This window comes from Cupriavidus sp. (assembly GCF_057315035.1).
In genome coordinates this window covers 32,201-48,499 of the sequence record NZ_DBHKYV010000003.1, presented here as the reverse complement: position 1 = coordinate 48,499, position 16,299 = coordinate 32,201, and the positions used below count along the sequence as shown (strand labels likewise).

Genomic DNA, 16,299 nt, shown 5'->3' with positions numbered 1-16,299 from the left:
CTGGCCCACCGATGAGAAGTCAATCAGTTGAGGGTCGCGCCCGCCTGCTTCACGATCTTGGCGTGCTTGTCCAGTTCCGCCTTGAAGAAGGAGGTCGCACCCTCGGCACTCGACGTGGAGACGATCACGCCCTGTTGAGCAAGCTGTTCCTGGACGTCCTTGTCCTGCAGGGTCGCCTTGATCTTCGACTGCAACTGCGCAACGTTTTGGGCTTGCATGCCGGCCGGACCTACAATCGCAAGCCACGCATCAAAGTTGTACTGAGGCAGTCCAGACTCTGCGAGCGTCGGCACGTCGGGCAAGCCAGGAACACGCTGAGCCGTCGACACGGCAATCGCCTTCAGCTTGCCGCCCTTGACTAAAGGAAGGACGGTCTGAAGCGTCAAGAAGCCGAACTGGATCTGACCACCAACCAAATCAGTCGTATAGTTGCCAGCACCCTTGTACGGAACGTGGCTGACATTGACCTTCGCCTCGCTCGCGAACAATTGCCCGGCAAGGTGCAGGACCGTCCCGTTGCCCGACGAACCATAGTTGTATTCGCCCGGCTTGGATTTCAGGAGCGCAATCAGTTCCTTGGTGTTGTTCGCGCGCACCGACGAATTCACAACGAGGACCAGAGGCAGCGTGCCAATGACGGTGATGGGTGTGATGTCCTTCAATGCGTCATACGGCATGTTCTTATAGATGAACGGGTTGATGACGTGATTCGAGGAGATCAGCCCTAGCGTCGAGCCGTCCTTCGGCGCGCGAACAATTTGCTGCGTCCCTGGTACGCCTCCAGCTCCAGGCAGATTCTCGACCACGACGGAGTGACCCACATTTTTGGACAGTGACTGGCTCATGGCGCGAGCCACGGCATCTGCCTGTGAACCAGCCTGTGTAGGAACAATCAGGCGGATGGGAGTTTGCGCAAGCGCCGGAGCGAGGATCCCTGTAGCGAGCGCGCACGATGTCAGCACAACCAATGCATGGCGCACTTGCTTCAGAAGTGAGGTGGGCATTCATGTCTCCGTCTATTGTGTGGCACCGCATGTCGAGGCGATGACCTATGGGACGGAGTGTAGTGCGGGCGTTTGCCGCCGCAGAGTGCTAATCCGGTAGACCCGATATCGCACTCCAGCATATCCGCTGTCACTCTGGCTGACTCAGGGCTTCGATTAGCGCTGTCACCGCTCGCAGTCGCGGATTCTTGTAGGGAGCATAGATCTTCAAGCGGCGATTGCTCCACGTTTCTTTAAGCGGAATGCGCACGAAACGGTCAGAGCCGGCATAGGCCGCACTGGCGCTAGTTGGCAGGACGGCAATACCCAAACCAGCCTCCACCATCCTACAGCCAGCCTCAAAACTGGAGACAGCTACACTCTGGTTGAATGGCACCCGAAGATTGGTTGCCTGTTCCTGTAGTTCCTGGGCCAAGGCGCCACCAGGCTGCACCACCACCAACGGATGGTCGAGAATCTCGGCATACCGGAGTCGATCGCGACTTGCTAGAGGGTGATTGACTGGCACCACAACATTGAGCGGATCTATGGCGAATGGCCACGATTCAAGGCCAGGGGGAACATCAGCGGCGACGCCAATACCGACATCTACGACATCGTCCAAACAGGCGCGAATCGACTCGGCCGTCGACCGTTCGAACAAGGCGATCTCAACAAGCGGATGTGCTTGCTTGAATCTATGCAGGCGTTCGGGAAGAAAACCGATAATGGCCGAAGGACTCGCGGATAGCCTGACGACTCCCGCAACCTTCTCCCCGAGATCCTGCACCTCGCGCGTGAAGGCAACGATATCCGCGTTCAGCTTCCTGCCCAACTCCAGCGCACGCTCACCTGCGTCGGTCAGCGCCACGCCAGTGTTCGAGCGGATAAACAGGCCCACGCCGAGGTTGCGCTCCAGTTCCGCCATGCGTCGGCTCAAGGCAGACTGTGCGATATGCTCGCGTTCGGCCGCACGCTTGATGGAGCCTTCCCGCGCGACGGAAAGGAACAATTGAATACTGACCGGGTCGATACGGTGCATGTTTTCTGTGGGCGTAAGTTCAGCGACCAACGATTGGTGATTTAGAGGGTTTACCCGCTATACCCTGCCGCGATATGGGGAATGCTACATCAGCGCTTCATCCTCCGGAACAGACCGACGTAAAGTCCAAGGAAATCCCACAGGAGAACTCCATGAACGTCCTCGCGCCTCACGGCCGCATCTTGTATTTGGCCAACTCGGCGGCGGTAATGGAGAGGCAACTGCAGGGTCAGGTCGTAACCCTGTCTGACGCCGTACCGTTGCGCGATGATGTGTCGACGGATGAAATCACTCCTGTCTCGATTCTGAGCCACTACGACGATACCCTGGGAGGTTATGCGTACACGGGCTATAAGAGCGGTAGCACTCTGCCTTTTGGGCGAGAGTCTGCCCGAAATGGCAAGTTCTCGGTTACGGTAGCTGGTAAGCGATACGGCAAAGGGTCATCGCGTGAACACAGTCCAGCTGCTGAAAAGCTTGCAGGCATCCGTCTCATCGTGGCAGAGAGCTTCGAACGGATTTACCGCCAGAATGCCGACAATATTGGGATCTACACTTCCACTGATTTCGGTCTCGTTGCACGCATGGAAGCTGGGGAACCCATTCCCGTTGATGAGCTCACGGTCGGACGTGACGCGTTGGCGGCCGCTATCCTCCAGCATGGCGGTCTACTCAGGTTTGGGCAACGGTATCTGAAAAATGTCACGCCAGCAGCCGTTACTGATGACCCGCGCCCTCGGACGCTGTTTGAGAAGATTGTGTTCCGCCATCTACTCTCGACGCCAGTCACGCCGACCAACCCCAAACCTGGCGACGGCATCTTCGTGCAAGCCAACTGGCGCTTCATCCATGAGTACTACACCGGCATGTGCAGCCACATGCTTAACGCAACGATCGGCCCCAATCTTGAACTGAAGAACGCGGATCACATCGTCGTTTTCGAGGACCATACGTCGTATGTGACCGAGAGTCCTGCGCATCTCAGCAATGGCCTTGTCGAAAACGTGATCCGCATGCGTTCGGCGCAGCGCAATTTCGCTCGGGAACATGGTTTGAAATTCCATCGGACCCTGACCGAAGAGGAGGTCCTTGAAGATGATGGGAGCAACGTTGCTGGTATCTCTCACGCCATGATGGCGGAGCGATACGCCTTGCCAGGCCAGATCGTCGTAGGAACAGATTCCCATACTCCGCATAGTGGTGCGCTGGGATGCGTCGCCTTCGGCGTCGGCACCACTGACATGGCCAATGCCTTTGTGACCGGTGCCGTGCGAATGACGCTACCCGAGTCCATCCGCGTCGAACTTATCGGTGTTCTGCCTCTCGGTGTCACAGCAAAGGATGTCGTCTTGCAACTGCTTGCTCAACAAGCAATCAAGGCGGGCGCAGGTATAGGGAAGGTATTCGAGTTCGCGGGGCCGGTTGTCTCGGCCATGAGCATAGACGAGCGCGCGACACTCACAAATATGTGTGCGGAACTCGGCGGCTTTACAGGAATTGTGGCGCCCGACAGAGAAACAGTGCGGTTCCTCCAGGAACGCCGTGGCATCGCGTTCTTGCTGGAAGATTGGATGTCCAGCGACGAAGATGCAGTGTACGCCAGCTTGATAGAGATTGACTGCAGTACCCTCGCGCCCATGGTTGCGCGCCCCGGGGACCCGGGCAATGGCTTACCTCTCGCCCAGATCAATGAAACGGTGAAGGTCGATATCGCCTATGGAGGCTCCTGCACTGCCGGAAAACGCGAGGACTTCGATCAGTATCATGCCGTATTCCAGTGGGCGGCCAAGCGCGGCCTGAGAGTTCCCGACCACGTAACCCTCTACCTTCAGTTTGGCACTACGGACGTACGAGACTACTGTCAGAAAAGAGGCTATCTGCAGGCATTCGACGCCGTCGGTGCTCGCATTTTGCAGCCATCGTGTGGAGCATGCGGAAACTGCGGCCCCGGTTCGTCCGTAAGTCCGGATCAAGTAACCGTCAGCTCAATCAATAGAAACTTCCCTGGTCGATCTGGACCCGGCCAGGTCTGGCTGGCTAGTCCCCCTACGGTCGCCGCCAGCGCCATAGCAGGCAGGCTCCTGTCGTTCCAGCAACTGCAGCAGCAAGCCGACGAATCTCAATGAACACGCTCCGCCTAGGTCCATCAGGTTCATGACCCCCCCTGGGATTGCTGAAGCGCGGGACTAGGCGAGCCTCAATCTTGCTGCACGCCTTGCTTGTTGCCTACAGACAGCCAGTACTGAGACTCACCTCCACAAGTTCAACGATGATAAAGCTGTATCACTGCGTGAGTGCCAGATCCTTCCGACCGTTGTGGACCCTGGAGGAACTCGGCTTGCCGTACGAATTGATAATGCTGCCTTTCCCGCCCCGCGTCTTTGCCCGCTCATACCTGGATGTGAATGCCCTGGGCACCGTTCCGCTACTAGTCAATGACGCCGTACGGATGACGGAATCGGCGGGAATATGCCAGTACCTATGTACTTTGGCAGGGCCGACAAGCCTCCATGTTGACCCCAATGAGGAAGGCTACGCTGACTACCTCAATTTTTTGCATTTTGGTGAGGCCACCCTGACCTTCCCCCAAACCCTGGTGCTCCGCTATTCCCGCTTCGAGCCCGTAGAGAGGCGTCAACCAGCAGTCGCAAATGACTACGCAAAGTGGTTTCTGGCGAGACTTCGCACCCTCGAACCGTTGCTCTGCGAGCGACCGTACCTAAGCGCCGGCCGCTTTACCGCCGCGGACATATCCGTCGGCTACGCGTTGCTGTTGGCGCAGCATCTTGGTCTGGCATCCCAGTTCACGCCCGGAGTTGCAGCCTACTGGGAACGCCTTCAAACGCGAGATGGCTATCGCAGCGCTTTGCTCGCACAAACCAATGCTGCCAAAGCCCAAGGAATCTCTACGGTACCCGCGCCAGACTCGGGCACCAGCAGCCAACCGGAACAGCGGCAAGTTCGAACGAGTTGATTCGCGCTCGCGGAATTGGCACGCTCGTCGCGTGTGAATTTAACCACGACGAGCATTTTCACCGACGAACCCGGGAACGATGCGCGCCTGGCAGGCTTTCGCCAATTGCTTGAACATGCGGGCCCAACGCCAACCTGAAAAATCCCTGCCCCGAGAGCGCCGTTTCCAGGTGGCAGGGAAGCAGTCAGTTTAGAACTTGTGCCGAATGCTCATGGACACACCAGTCTGGTTTTGCCCCGTACCGATGGTATTACCGAAGCCGTTGAGGCCAAGATTCGAGCCGGCCTTGTTCTTCACATAGCCTACGGTCAGGAACGCGTCCGTACGCTTCGAGAAGACATAATTTGCCGAAGCAACGGCCGCCCAGGGATCCCGAGCCGAGTCCTTGTCATTGAAGTAGTAACCGGCAGCAGTAAGAGCGAGCGCAGGAAGCAGTTGATAGCGATACCCGAGCCAGTACACGTCGCTACGCTTGGGCGCTGCGATACCGCCATTCAACCACCGATAACCGACATAGACGTTCGAGTTTCCGAACGCAGCATTTGCGGCGGTAGCAAACCGTCGGTCGCGCTGACTAGAGTTTTGTCCAGCTACGCCTGCGGTACCATCTTGTTGCTCAAAAATAGCCACTACGCCGAATGGACCCGTGGCATATTCCACGCCGGCACTGAATGCACGGTCGCTTTGGGGGTCGCCGGGGACTTCGCTAGCAAACCCACCCGTAGAAAGTGAGGTGCCACGTGCAGCGCTATAAACGGCAACGGTGGACACTGGACCAAACTTGCCAGCGTACTTCACAGAATTGTCGTATCGACCAACGAAATTTGGCTCAACGAGTTGCGCGGAGTATTTGCCGCCCAGCACCATTGGGTCATAGTTGATCAGCAGATCGTAGAAAGCATTCTGTTGCCGACCGAATGTCAGGCGTCCCCACTGGTTTTCGAGACCAACAAGGGCTTGGCGCCCGAAGAGCCGGCCACCCTGCGACGATACGCCAGTATCGAGCTCAAATCCGCTTTCCAGTGCAAATACCGCGCGGAGCCCGCCACCCAGATCCTCGGTACCGCGCAAGCCCCAGCGCGACCCTGACATGGTGCCCGACGTCACGCGCGCGAGGCTATTGCCAGCAGCATTCGTGTGCGTCAGGTACTCCAGGCCCGCATCGGCGACGCCATATAGCGTTACAGACGACTGGGCCCATGCTGCTGGCGCGGATGCAACGAGTATTGCGAAAAACGACAACCCTTTCTTCATGTCTCCTCCTGTTACGGGCACGTTTGCGAGTGCCCTTGTTTTACAAAACGAATGATTCTGGAAGAACTTGAGACCGCGACGCGCAGGCGGGGGCGCTTCGGTTCGGGAGGTTCCGAACCGAAGTCGAGTAAAGGAGCTAATGGAAAGCGGACCGGCCTATACGATCTTCTTCAGAGAAGTCTTGTAGGTGGCGCCGCGTTTGACGTAGTCAGCAGCGTTGGCACGGAGGTTGGCAACCTCCTCGTCCGAAAGCTCTCGTACTGCCTTTGCAGGTGAGCCGAGAATGAGTGACCGGGGAGGAAAGCTTTTGCCTTCCGTTACGAGGGCCCCAGCCGCTACCAGCGAGTCCTCGCCGATTACCGCCTTGTTCAGAATGACGGCCTGGATGCCGACTAGAGAGCCACTCCCAATGGTGCAACCGTGAAGCATTGCCTGATGCCCGATGCTGACGTTCGCGCCCACGACGAGGGGAATACCAGGATCTGTGTGCAGAACAGCGCCTTCCTGAATGTTGCTACCTTGTCCGACCGTGATGGGTTCATTGTCAGCTCGAATGACAGCGCCCGGCCAGACGGTAACTTGCTCTGCGATCTCCGCGCGGCCAATGACGGTGGCCTCGCCGGCAACAAACGCCGATTCGGAGACGGAAGGCGAGTTTTCGCCGAGCTGATATAGGGACATGCTGATTTCCTGTTTCTGGTAATGAGACAACAACTGTGCTACTCGATGGTCACGTTGGCTTTCTTGACAAGCGCGGCATAGCGCTCAGCTTCGGACTTGAAGTATTTGGCCGCGGCTTCCGGAGTGCTCGGATTAACGCTGGTTGCTTGCTTCTCCATTGCTTCCAAGACCTCGGGGCTCGAGAAGGCCGCTGCAAAGGCGTCATGAACGCGCTTCACGTCGGCCGGCTTCATTCCGCCAGGCCCAATCACTGCAATCCATCCTTCAACGTTGAAGTTCCGAAGTCCTTGTTCCGCGAGCGTAGGAAGATCGGGAGCCGCGGCAGAGCGCTTATCGCTTAGCAGCCCAATCGCGCGCAAGCTTCCTGCCTTGAGAAACGGCAGTACCGCGTTTAGTGCAACAACGCCCATCTCGACCTGCCCGCCCATGATGTCGGTGATCATTGGGCCGGTTCCCTTGTAAGGGATGTGACGCGCCTTAACGCCAGCCTCAAACAAGAACATTTCGCCTGCCAGGTGCAGAATGGTCCCGTTTCCTGACGAGCCAATGTTGAATCCATCGGGTTTTCCCTTCATGAGAGCGACAAGCTCTTTCATGTTTTTCGCGGGTACCTTTGGATTGACCACCAGAACAAATGGCACAGCCCCGATGATGCTGATAGGAGTGATGTCCTTCAACGCATCGAACGGCATCGACTTGTAGACGCTCGGATTTATGACGTGATTGTTGGACACCAGGCCCAGCGTTGCGCCATCGGGCGGAGCCTTGGCAACTTGGGCAGTTCCAGTAACGCCACCTGCGCCCGGCAGATTCTCGATTACGACCGGCTGTCCCATGGCCTTGCTGAGTGCAGGCCCTGCAGCTCTCGCAATCGTATCGGTGCCGGACCCCGCGCTCAAAGGCAAGATGAGGCGCACGGGCTTGCCGCTCTGTGCAGCGGCCGGAAAGCTGAACATGCCCGCCAGCAGTGCCGCAAGGGAGCCTGCGGCGATAGCCGAGAGCATTTTGCGACGGCCGAGGGACGGCCGCCACGTAGAACGCGAAAGCATTGGTTGTCTCCTGATTTTATTTTGTGTGGTGGGGGCTAAGCCAGACCTAGACTCTCGAGCGCAGGCGCGACAAGATTTCGTCGTTGTGCTGGCCAGCACTTGGTAGCGGCCTGCGTACACCGGGGCGGCGTCCGTCCATGGTCAAAGGCAAAAGAACAACCGGCGCCGTAGTGCCGTCCTCGACCTGCATTGGAACCAGGCCGCCGCTTTCCTTCAGATGCGGATCCTCGATCAACTGATCTGGACGAACAATGGGCGCATATGGCACTCCGGCAGCCTCAAGCTTGGGCGCCAGGTCCGCTACAGACATTCCACTCAGGATTTCGCCAAGTTCCTGGAGCATCATGGGACGTGCTGCGACGCGAAGCGAGTTGTCTGCGTACTCGGGCCGGGCTATCAGTTCAGGATGACCCAGCACGTTGCACAGTGCGACAAACTGTTTGTCGCTGACAGCACCGATGAAAAGTTGCTCACCTTCTGCTAGCGTAAAGATGTCGTAGATGCTCCAGGCTTGCGCTCTAGCGGGCATCGGTGGCGGAGCTTCGCCCGTCATCGCGTACTGCTGCATGTGCTGCGCCGACAGGAACACGCAATTTTCAAACAGTGCACTCTGAATTTCCTGGCCACGCCCCGTTTGGTCTCGTTCACGCAACGCGGCAAGGACGCCAATCGCGCCGAACATCCCACCCATGATGTCGTTTACGGACGTGCCGGCCCGCAGTGGCTGACCTACGGGTCCTGTCATGTAGGACAAGCCAGCCATCATCTGCACCACTTCGTCCAGGGCCAACCGGTGTTCGTAGGGGCCCGGCAAGAAACCTTTGTGGGTTACGTAAATCAGCCGAGCGTTTTTCCTGGAAAGCGTTTGATAGTCGAGGCCGAACTTCTGCATCAGACCCGGGCGGAAGTTCTCGATCAGAACGTCGCACTGCTCCGCAAGCTCCGCCGCGGCGGCTCGTCCCTCTTCAGTCTGAATGTCGAGTACAACACTCATCTTGTTGCGGTTGAACGTCCGGAAGAACCCAATGCCGACGCCGAGGAGGTTCCGCGTCTTGTCTCCGCCAGGCGGTTCGATCTTGATAACCTCCGCGCCAAGGTCGGCAAGGATCATCCCGCATGTTGGGCCCATGACCATGTGCGAAAACTCCAGCACACGCACACCGGCCAACGGAAGACCCTTTCCGTCAGACTGCTTCGCTTCGTAATCCATTTCGTCTCTCAAGCTACTGCGGTGATTCTGGTTGCACCAAAGGTTTTCGGAAGACCAGCTTTCCACAAGGCTCCATGCATGCATTCGCCTGCCAGCCAGCCAGCAATCTGCTCGCGCAGTGCCAACAACGCGGGGATGTCGACTCCGGTCTGAATGCCCATGCTTTCAAGCATGTAGGCCAGATCCTCGGTGGCCACATTTCCGCTGGCGCCAGGTGCGTGCGGGCAGCCACCAATGCCAGTCAGACAAGCATCGAAGCGAGTGATGCCTGCCTGAAGAGCGGCAAACACATTGGCGAGTCCCAGACCCCGAGTATCGTGAAAGTGACCACACCAAAGCCTGTCACCAGCGATATCACGGGCTCGCTCGAACAAGTCCATGACCATCAATGGATCCGCATAGCCGACCGTATCGGCAAGACAGACGCGATCAGCGCCTACATCGAGCAGCGCTTTCATCAGCCGAAGTACTTCCTCGGGTCGCACTTCCCCTTGAATCGTGCAGCCGAATGCTGTCCCAACTCCTCCTTCGATAATCGTCTTCGAACCAGCAGCATCTCGTGCGGCCCGAATTCTGCCGACGTCTGCCACCACTTCATCGGGCGACTTTCTCAGGTTTGCCAGGCTGTGCTCGTGACTTGCAGACAAGGGCACAATCATCAAGTCCGCACCACTAGCGATAGCGTTCTCCGCCCCGCGGAGATTTGGCACGAGAACCGAAACAAAAAGACCCGGGAAAGTGCGGGCGAAACTTACGACTTCTGCCGTATCGGCGAGTTGGGGTAGCAGGCGAGCTGGCACAAAGGACCCGACCTCCAACTCTCTGAGTCCCGCGCCGTAGGCCGCCCGGATCCAGTCCTTTTTTCGGTCGGTGGGCAGAATTGTCTGAATGCTCTGAAGACCGTCGCGTAGGCCAACTTCACGGATCACAGCGCGCGGTGGGAACGTGGCAACCATATGTAGTTTCGATGAAATTGCGTGGTTGGCCTGAAATTTATGGTGTTAACAGCAGAAGGAACAGCGATCTTTCGTGTAGGCTATCGTGACGAAATGGAACGGCTGAGCAGTCATACAGCAACCAGCCACCACCTAGGGGAATGCCTAAGTTGATTATTCGGCAGTTATTGCGGTTCACACGATGAGAGACTTCGACTTAACAACACTGCGCCTTTTCGTTGCCGCATACGAGAACCAGAACATCGCTCGCGCTGCGGAACAATCCCACGTGGTTGCGTCTGGCGTTAGCAAGCGGCTTGCACAATTGGAGGACTCGGTCGGAGCCAAGCTCTTCGAACGAGGCCGGCGCGGCGTCATTCCAACTGCGGCCGGAGAGGTACTGCTGGCTCATGCGCGGGGGTTGATTGCGGCCGCTGACCGCGCAGCCCGCGACCTGGCGGATTTCGGAAGCGGGATCCGGGGACATGTGCGCTTGATTGCTACCGTGTCATCGATGGCGGAATCGCTACCCCAGGATATTGCTTCGTTCCTGAGGGTCCCGGAACATCGCGACATTGCAGTAACAGTCGATGAGGGATTGAGCAATGACATCGTCCAAGCTTTGCGAGAGGGCACCGTTCCCCTCGGCATATGTTGGAATGCAGCCGGCCTTGAAGGATTTCAGACACGACCGTATCGCAGCGATCATTTAGCGGCCGTTGTCCCTGTAGGACACCCACTCGCAAGTGGAAGCCGTTGCACGTTTGAACAAACGCTTGCTTTCGACCATGTCGGTATGCCGGCGCAGTCCGCGATTCAAGCGCTGTTGGGCAGGCAAGCCGCCATCCTTGGAAAAAGGATGCTCTATAGAGCCGTTGTCTCTACGTTCGATGGAGCTTTGCGATGCGTACAGGCAAACCTTGGAATCTGCATCATTCCCGCCGAAACGGTGCTGCCTATTGCCGGAGCCTTCGGAACCAAGGTAATCCCGCTGAACGACGACTGGGCCACGCGAGGCTTCTCGCTTTGTTTCCGCAACTTCAACTCTCTGTCGCCCGCTGCGCGCCTCCTCGTCGGGCATTTGTCACGCCAAGGTGACGTCGCAGGCGAAAGCTAGTGTGCAACGCGCCATGGGGAAGCAGGCATTTCCTCAGCGCACCCTGTATGAGCCTACCGGCGATCCCGTCCATCGCCGAAACGCCCGATGAAATGCCGCTGTCTCCGCAAATCCAAGCTGATCTGCGATTTCGGCCACCGGCGTGTCGGTATGGGTGAGCATCTCTATGGCCAAGTCCCGCCTGAGCCTGTCCTTGATTTCCTGATACGAGCTCCCCTCGTCCATCAACCTCCGGCGAAGCGATGACTCCGATAGGTGAACTTTGCTGCTTAGCTCTTCGAAACCCGGCCAAGCCGCAGGCGGGCTACCTCGCAGCAGCTTTCGAATTCTGGCGGCCACTGAGCTCTCATCGGCATACTTCACGATGAAGTTGTAAGGAGCACGCCGCAGAAAGGCTTTGACACTTCCTTCATCGTGGTGGACCAAGCGATCGAGTACAGAATCGTCAAAGCCAAGTTCCGTCCGAGGTTGATCAAACCGCAGATCCCTCGAATACATCGCAAGATACTCTGCGCTGTGGTCAGGTTCTGCGTAGTTGAACGAGGCATACATGATCGGGACACGACGACGTGCTAGCCAGCACATAACCCCCTGAAGCAAAACCAGCATCGTCTCTTGCGCAAATGTGCTCGGGGCCCTGGCGCCAGGATGCGAAAGCACCAGAGCGGCCCCGCCTCTGCCCCGCTCCTTTGAAGATCGCTCGACTCGGACCTGAACATCGTTAAGTAGCAGACCGAGGAAGCGCCCTGCTCGCTCCAATCCTTGCCCCACCGTTTGACAGCTGGAGATTGCGTGACAAAGCATGGTGAAGCTACCGCATCTCAAACGTCCAGAGTCTTGCCCAAAAAACTCGTCGTCCAATGCCTGCGCTACGCCTAGCCACAGAGCCGCGTAGCTGTCGGCGGAAACACGAGCCTGCTCGACGCGCAGTAGAGAGGGCGAGATTCCAGCCTCTTGTAAAACCGTATCCGGGCTTACCCCGCGTGAGATGAGCTCAGAAACGGCTTGACGTACGAAGCAAATTGCGACGGTTCCTTTTTCCATGTGCGAGAGATTCTGCGCGCGCTAGCGACAAAAGAGTTCAGCAACTTTGGCGGATTTTGGCATAGCCCGCGGGAGTTGTACTACCTAGACTGCGCCTACGATGACCCACCGGCCTTTCAGACATGGAACTCACCGAAGAGCAGACGATGATTCGGGATGCTGCCCGCGCATTTGCAGTGGAAAGGCTAGCCCCCAACGCATCAGACTGGGATGTGGCGGGAGATCTCCCGGAGGGCATCATTGCCGAGATGGGTGCCTTGGGCTTGCTGGGAATGATTGTTCCTGAGCAATGGGGGGGTACCTACACCGACTACGTCGCGTACGCCCTTGCTGTCGAGGAGATTGCCGCAGGTTGTGCGGCCTGTGCAACGCTCATGAGCGTACACAGCTCGGTTGGCTGCGGCCCCATCATCCGCTACGGCACCCACCAGCAGAAATCCCACTACCTCCCCTTGCTTGCGACCGGCGAAATGATTGGCGCCTTCTGCCTGACAGAGCCGCAAGCGGGCTCGGAGGCTCACAACCTCAAGACCAGAGCGAATGCCACCGAACATGGATGGACCCTCAACGGCGGAAAGCAATTCGTCACCAATGCCTCCCGCGCAGGCCTGGCTATCGTATTCGCCTGTACCGAGCCGAACGCAGGAAAGCGTGGCCTGTCCGCCTTCCTGGTCCCGACCGACACACCAGGCCTCCATGTCGGAAAGCCGGAAAAGAAGATGGGAATCCGCGCCTCCGACACCTGCCCCATCGTCCTTGAGGACTGTCAGGTACCCCATGAAGCGCTCTTGGGAAAACCCGGCGATGGCCTGAGGATCGCTCTATCCAATCTCGAAGGCGGGCGCATTGGCATCGCAGCCCAAGCGGTCGGAATCGCGAGAGCGGCCTTTGACAAGGCACGGCTCTATTCGAAGGAGCGAATCCAGTTCGGAAAGCCCCTTTCCGAACATCAAGCAGTCGCCCAGAAACTCGCGAACATGGCGACGCAGCTGAATGCCGCCCGACTACTCGTCTACCGTGCAGCTAGCCTGCGAAGCGCCTCGCAACCGTGCCTGTCCGAAGCGTCCCAAGCGAAGCTGTTCGCCTCTGAAATGGCGGAGTCCGTGTGCTCGGATGCCATCCAGATTCACGGTGGTTATGGCTACTTGGCGGACTACGGTGTCGAACGCCACTACCGAGACGCCCGCATCACCCAAATCTACGAAGGCACGAGCGAAGTCCAGCGGATGGTCATCGCCCGAGACCTTTGACGAGCACCGTTCTACTTACTCCCAGCCCCATTGACGTTCCATCCTGAAACAGGAATCTCCCATGACCACTCACGCGCACGAAAGTCAAGCCATCCCGACCGTACCTCTCCTGATCCAGGGAGAATGGGTGGAATCTCAGGCGAAGGAATTCACGAACGTCGTCAACCCCGCTACACAGGAAGTGCTGGCGCGGGTTCCTCAGGCCACCGTCCAGGAGGTGCATGCTGCCATTGAAGCCGCTCACCATGCTTTCGCCACCTGGCGTCACACCCCAATCGGCGCCCGCGTCCGCGTCATGTTGCGCTTCCAAGCGCTGATTCGGGAAAACAGCAAGCGAATCGCGAGGATTCTGACGGCTGAACAAGGCAAGACCCTGGCCGATGCCGAAGGCGACATCCACCGCGGATTGGAAGTGGTGGAGCACGCTTGCTCCATCGGAACCCTTCAACAAGGTGGGTTCGCCGAGAACGTCGCCTCCGCAGTGGATACGTACACCCTCCAGCAGCCAATTGGCGTATGTGCAGGCATTACGCCGTTCAATTTCCCCGCGATGATTCCGTTGTGGATGTTCCCTATGGCCATTGTCTGCGGGAACACCTTCGTTCTCAAGCCATCGGAACAAGATCCACTATCGACCATCGAGCTCGTGAAGCTCGCAATCGAGGCGGGCGTCCCAGCGGGCGTTCTCAACGTCGTACACGGCGGGAAGCCGGTGGTGGATGATCTCTGCACGCATACCCATATCAAGGCGATCTCGTTCGTCGGCTCGACATCAGTCGGAACCCATGTCTACAACCTGGCAAGCCAACATGGCAAGCGCGCGCAAAGCATGATGGGCGCGAAGAATCATGTAGTAATCCTTCCCGATGCGCACAAGGAACAGACACTGAATGCAATCTTGGGAGCTTCCTTCGGTGCAGCTGGACAGCGCTGCATGGCCAGTTCTGTTGCCGTGCTCGTCGGAGCCGCTCGTGATTGGCTGCCCGAACTCGTGGAGAAAGCCCGTACCCTCAAGGTGGGCGCCGGGAACGAACCGGGAACCGACGTCGGTCCCGTCATCTCGATAAAGGCAAAGGAACGCATCCTATCGCTCATCGCCGCCGGCGTTAGCGAAGGCGCAGAGTTGCTCCTGGATGGGCGCGACATCAAGGTGGACGGCTATCCCGAAGGGAACTTCGTCGGACCCACGGTGTTCAGCGCAGTTACGCCGGAAATGGAGATCTACACGAACGAGATCTTCGGGCCTGTACTGCTGGTCATGGGTGCCGACTCCCTCGATGAGGCAATTTCACTCGTGAACGACAACCCTTTTGGTAACGGCACGGGCATCTTTACACAGAGCGGTGCAGCTGCCCGCAAGTTCCAGGCGGAAATCGATGTGGGTCAAGTCGGCATCAACATCCCCATTCCCGTGCCCGTTCCGTACTTCAGCTTCACCGGGTCTCGGGGCTCCAAGCTGGGCGACCTTGGTCCGTACGGCAAGCAGGTTGTGCAGTTTTATACCCAAACCAAGACGGTCACGGCCCGATGGTTCGACGACAAGACGGTGAATGAGGGTGTGAATACGACTATCAGCCTCAAGTAATTCGCTATCGACTTCGGAGCAATAGTATGCGTATCGCGTTCATTGGATTGGGAAACATGGGCGCGCCAATGGCGCGCAATCTCCTCAAGGCCGGCTATGCTGTGACCGTCTTCGATCTCAGCGAACAAGCCATGGCACAGCTGCGGGATGCTGGTGCCAAATCCGCCGAGAGTCCACGGCAGGCAGCGACGGGCGCGGATCTGGTCGTGTCCATGCTTCCTGCTGCAGCACACGTTCGCAGCGTGTACATGGGGACCAATGGCGTACTGGCCGGCGCGTCACCAGGTGTCCCCCTTATCGATTCCAGCACGATAGGTCCCGAGGCGATTCGCGAACTGGCCGGCGCCGCTGCGGCCAAAGGGAATCCCGTGGCAGACGCCCCAGTCTCAGGAGGGACAGTTGGTGCGGAGGCTGGGACGCTGACATTCATGGTTGGTGCGGACAGCCAGTTGTTCGACACGATCAAACCTGTCCTGGGAGCAATGGGCAGAAATGTGGTCCACTGCGGGGACGTCGGTACCGGGCAGACGGCAAAGCTGTGCAACAACCTGGTGCTAGGCATCTCAATGGTGGGCGTCGCAGAAGCCATGTCACTCGGCGCCAAACTGGGAATCGATGCCCAAAAGCTCGCCGGGATCATCAACACATCCACCGGTCGTTGCTGGGCATCCGACACGTGTAACCCCTACCCTGGCGTTCTTGAAGGAGCGCCCGCGTCTCGCGGCTACTCCGGTGGCTTCGGCGCGGCCCTCATGCTCAAAGATCTCGGATTGGCCGTTGATGCCGCACGCGGCGTCGATCAGGCGCTTCTTATGGGCAGCCAAGCCCAACAGATGTATCAGATGATGGCCCAGCGTGGTGATGCACAGCTTGACTTCTCCGCAGTTATTCGACAGTACGAGGCCAAGGAATGATCGACCTGAACTTTGAGGGACACACCGCGGTTCTCGTACTGAATCGCCCGCCTGCGAACGCGTTCAATGCAGAAGGACTGGCAGAACTGCCTACAGCAAACGACTGATTCACCAGGCGCGCGAGGGGGTATCCAGGGGACCTGCACTCGCCGTGGAACGCGAACGATTTGTCGACCTGTTTGAGGGAAGCGATCAGCGGGAGGGAGTAGCCGCATTCCTGCAGAAGCGTTCTCCAACCTGGAAAGGCGACTAAAGGAAACG

14 protein-coding genes and 1 pseudogene are annotated in these 16,299 nt (G+C 58.1%); 7 read left to right on the top strand and 8 right to left on the bottom strand.

All coding sequences use genetic code 11. The annotated features are described in order from the left end of the window. Positions 1 to 23: 23 nt before the first annotated feature. Positions 24 to 1,004 carry a tripartite tricarboxylate transporter substrate-binding protein gene (locus ACO550_RS06720; RefSeq protein ID WP_315591615.1) on the bottom strand — a complete coding sequence of 327 codons (981 nt, stop codon included), beginning with the start codon at positions 1,002 to 1,004 and terminating at the stop codon, positions 24 to 26. A 130-nt stretch (positions 1,005 to 1,134) separates the two neighbouring features. Continuing rightward, entirely contained in the window at positions 1,135 to 2,025 is an 891-nt protein-coding gene (locus ACO550_RS06715; RefSeq protein ID WP_315591616.1) for a LysR substrate-binding domain-containing protein, read from the bottom strand. Positions 2,026 to 2,177: 152 nt separating this feature from the next. On the opposite strand from ACO550_RS06715, the gene ACO550_RS06710 reads away from it, so the two are divergent. Together ACO550_RS06710 and ACO550_RS06705 are read left to right on the top strand one after the other, a co-directional pair. After that, positions 2,178 to 4,151: an aconitase family protein gene (locus tag ACO550_RS06710; RefSeq protein WP_315591617.1), complete on the top strand. Its 1,974-nt coding sequence runs from the start codon at positions 2,178 to 2,180 to the stop codon at positions 4,149 to 4,151. Between the two features lie 143 nt (positions 4,152 to 4,294). Next, positions 4,295 to 4,999 (top strand): glutathione S-transferase family protein, encoded by a 705-nt coding sequence (locus tag ACO550_RS06705; protein WP_315591618.1) that lies wholly within the window; start codon positions 4,295 to 4,297, stop codon positions 4,997 to 4,999. A 189-nt stretch (positions 5,000 to 5,188) separates the two neighbouring features. On the opposite strand, the gene ACO550_RS06700 is transcribed toward ACO550_RS06705, so the two are convergent. The 5 genes from ACO550_RS06700 to ACO550_RS06680 all read right to left on the bottom strand — a co-directional run bounded on the left by ACO550_RS06700 (position 5,189) and on the right by ACO550_RS06680 (position 10,149). Then, positions 5,189 to 6,253 carry a porin gene (locus ACO550_RS06700; protein WP_315591619.1) on the bottom strand — a complete coding sequence of 355 codons (1,065 nt, stop codon included), beginning with the start codon at positions 6,251 to 6,253 and terminating at the stop codon, positions 5,189 to 5,191. A 156-nt stretch (positions 6,254 to 6,409) separates the two neighbouring features. After that, complete coding sequence (locus ACO550_RS06695) at positions 6,410 to 6,934, bottom strand: gamma carbonic anhydrase family protein (protein ID WP_315591620.1); 525 nt, start codon at positions 6,932 to 6,934, stop codon at positions 6,410 to 6,412. A 38-nt stretch (positions 6,935 to 6,972) separates the two neighbouring features. Next, positions 6,973 to 7,983: a tripartite tricarboxylate transporter substrate-binding protein gene (locus ACO550_RS06690; protein ID WP_315591621.1), complete on the bottom strand. Its 1,011-nt coding sequence runs from the start codon at positions 7,981 to 7,983 to the stop codon at positions 6,973 to 6,975. 46 nt (positions 7,984 to 8,029) lie between these two features. Further along, on the bottom strand, positions 8,030 to 9,193 hold the full coding sequence (locus ACO550_RS06685) for a CoA transferase (protein WP_315591622.1): 1,164 nt from the start codon (positions 9,191 to 9,193) through the stop codon (positions 8,030 to 8,032). 8 nt (positions 9,194 to 9,201) lie between these two features. Beyond that, complete coding sequence (locus tag ACO550_RS06680) at positions 9,202 to 10,149, bottom strand: hydroxymethylglutaryl-CoA lyase (RefSeq protein ID WP_315591623.1); 948 nt, start codon at positions 10,147 to 10,149, stop codon at positions 9,202 to 9,204. Positions 10,150 to 10,330: 181 nt separating this feature from the next. Here ACO550_RS06680 and ACO550_RS06675 point away from each other — a divergent pair, with 181 nt between their 5' ends. Next, positions 10,331 to 11,245 carry a LysR substrate-binding domain-containing protein gene (locus ACO550_RS06675; protein WP_315591624.1) on the top strand — a complete coding sequence of 305 codons (915 nt, stop codon included), beginning with the start codon at positions 10,331 to 10,333 and terminating at the stop codon, positions 11,243 to 11,245. A gap of 33 nt (positions 11,246 to 11,278) precedes the next feature. Here ACO550_RS06675 and ACO550_RS06670 read toward each other — a convergent pair whose 3' ends face one another. Beyond that, positions 11,279 to 12,289: an AraC family transcriptional regulator ligand-binding domain-containing protein gene (locus ACO550_RS06670; protein ID WP_315591625.1), complete on the bottom strand. Its 1,011-nt coding sequence runs from the start codon at positions 12,287 to 12,289 to the stop codon at positions 11,279 to 11,281. 122 nt (positions 12,290 to 12,411) lie between these two features. Between ACO550_RS06670 and ACO550_RS06665 the strand changes: the two genes are divergently transcribed. The 4 genes and pseudogenes from ACO550_RS06665 to ACO550_RS06650 all read left to right on the top strand — a co-directional run. Then, positions 12,412 to 13,539 carry an acyl-CoA dehydrogenase family protein gene (locus ACO550_RS06665; RefSeq protein ID WP_315591626.1) on the top strand — a complete coding sequence of 376 codons (1,128 nt, stop codon included), beginning with the start codon at positions 12,412 to 12,414 and terminating at the stop codon, positions 13,537 to 13,539. Positions 13,540 to 13,600: 61 nt separating this feature from the next. After that, complete coding sequence (locus tag ACO550_RS06660) at positions 13,601 to 15,124, top strand: CoA-acylating methylmalonate-semialdehyde dehydrogenase (RefSeq protein ID WP_315591627.1); 1,524 nt, start codon at positions 13,601 to 13,603, stop codon at positions 15,122 to 15,124. A 26-nt stretch (positions 15,125 to 15,150) separates the two neighbouring features. Next, the gene (mmsB, locus tag ACO550_RS06655) at positions 15,151 to 16,038 is read left to right on the top strand and encodes a 3-hydroxyisobutyrate dehydrogenase (protein WP_315591628.1); all 888 of its coding nucleotides are present in this window, start codon (positions 15,151 to 15,153) and stop codon (positions 16,036 to 16,038) included. Between the two features lie 91 nt (positions 16,039 to 16,129). Further along, positions 16,130 to 16,291: pseudogene (locus tag ACO550_RS06650) on the top strand (enoyl-CoA hydratase); the annotation flags it as partial. Positions 16,292 to 16,299: the final 8 nt, after the last annotated feature.

Coding starts and splice junctions, on each gene's coding strand:
- ACO550_RS06705 (WP_315591618.1), top strand. CDS start 4,295: ATGATAAAGCTGTATCACTGCGTGAGTGCCAGATCCTTCCGACCGTTG.
- ACO550_RS06665 (WP_315591626.1), top strand. CDS start 12,412: ATGGAACTCACCGAAGAGCAGACGATGATTCGGGATGCTGCCCGCGCA.
- ACO550_RS06700 (WP_315591619.1), bottom strand. CDS start 6,253: ATGAAGAAAGGGTTGTCGTTTTTCGCAATACTCGTTGCATCCGCGCCA.
- ACO550_RS06715 (WP_315591616.1), bottom strand. CDS start 2,025: ATGCACCGTATCGACCCGGTCAGTATTCAATTGTTCCTTTCCGTCGCG.
- ACO550_RS06670 (WP_315591625.1), bottom strand. CDS start 12,289: ATGGAAAAAGGAACCGTCGCAATTTGCTTCGTACGTCAAGCCGTTTCT.
- mmsB (WP_315591628.1), top strand. CDS start 15,151: ATGCGTATCGCGTTCATTGGATTGGGAAACATGGGCGCGCCAATGGCG.
- ACO550_RS06710 (WP_315591617.1), top strand. CDS start 2,178: ATGAACGTCCTCGCGCCTCACGGCCGCATCTTGTATTTGGCCAACTCG.
- ACO550_RS06685 (WP_315591622.1), bottom strand. CDS start 9,193: ATGGATTACGAAGCGAAGCAGTCTGACGGAAAGGGTCTTCCGTTGGCC.
- ACO550_RS06660 (WP_315591627.1), top strand. CDS start 13,601: ATGACCACTCACGCGCACGAAAGTCAAGCCATCCCGACCGTACCTCTC.
- ACO550_RS06690 (WP_315591621.1), bottom strand. CDS start 7,983: ATGCTTTCGCGTTCTACGTGGCGGCCGTCCCTCGGCCGTCGCAAAATG.
- ACO550_RS06695 (WP_315591620.1), bottom strand. CDS start 6,934: ATGTCCCTATATCAGCTCGGCGAAAACTCGCCTTCCGTCTCCGAATCG.
- ACO550_RS06675 (WP_315591624.1), top strand. CDS start 10,331: ATGAGAGACTTCGACTTAACAACACTGCGCCTTTTCGTTGCCGCATAC.
- ACO550_RS06680 (WP_315591623.1), bottom strand. CDS start 10,149: ATGGTTGCCACGTTCCCACCGCGCGCTGTGATCCGTGAAGTTGGCCTA.
- ACO550_RS06720 (WP_315591615.1), bottom strand. CDS start 1,004: ATGCCCACCTCACTTCTGAAGCAAGTGCGCCATGCATTGGTTGTGCTG.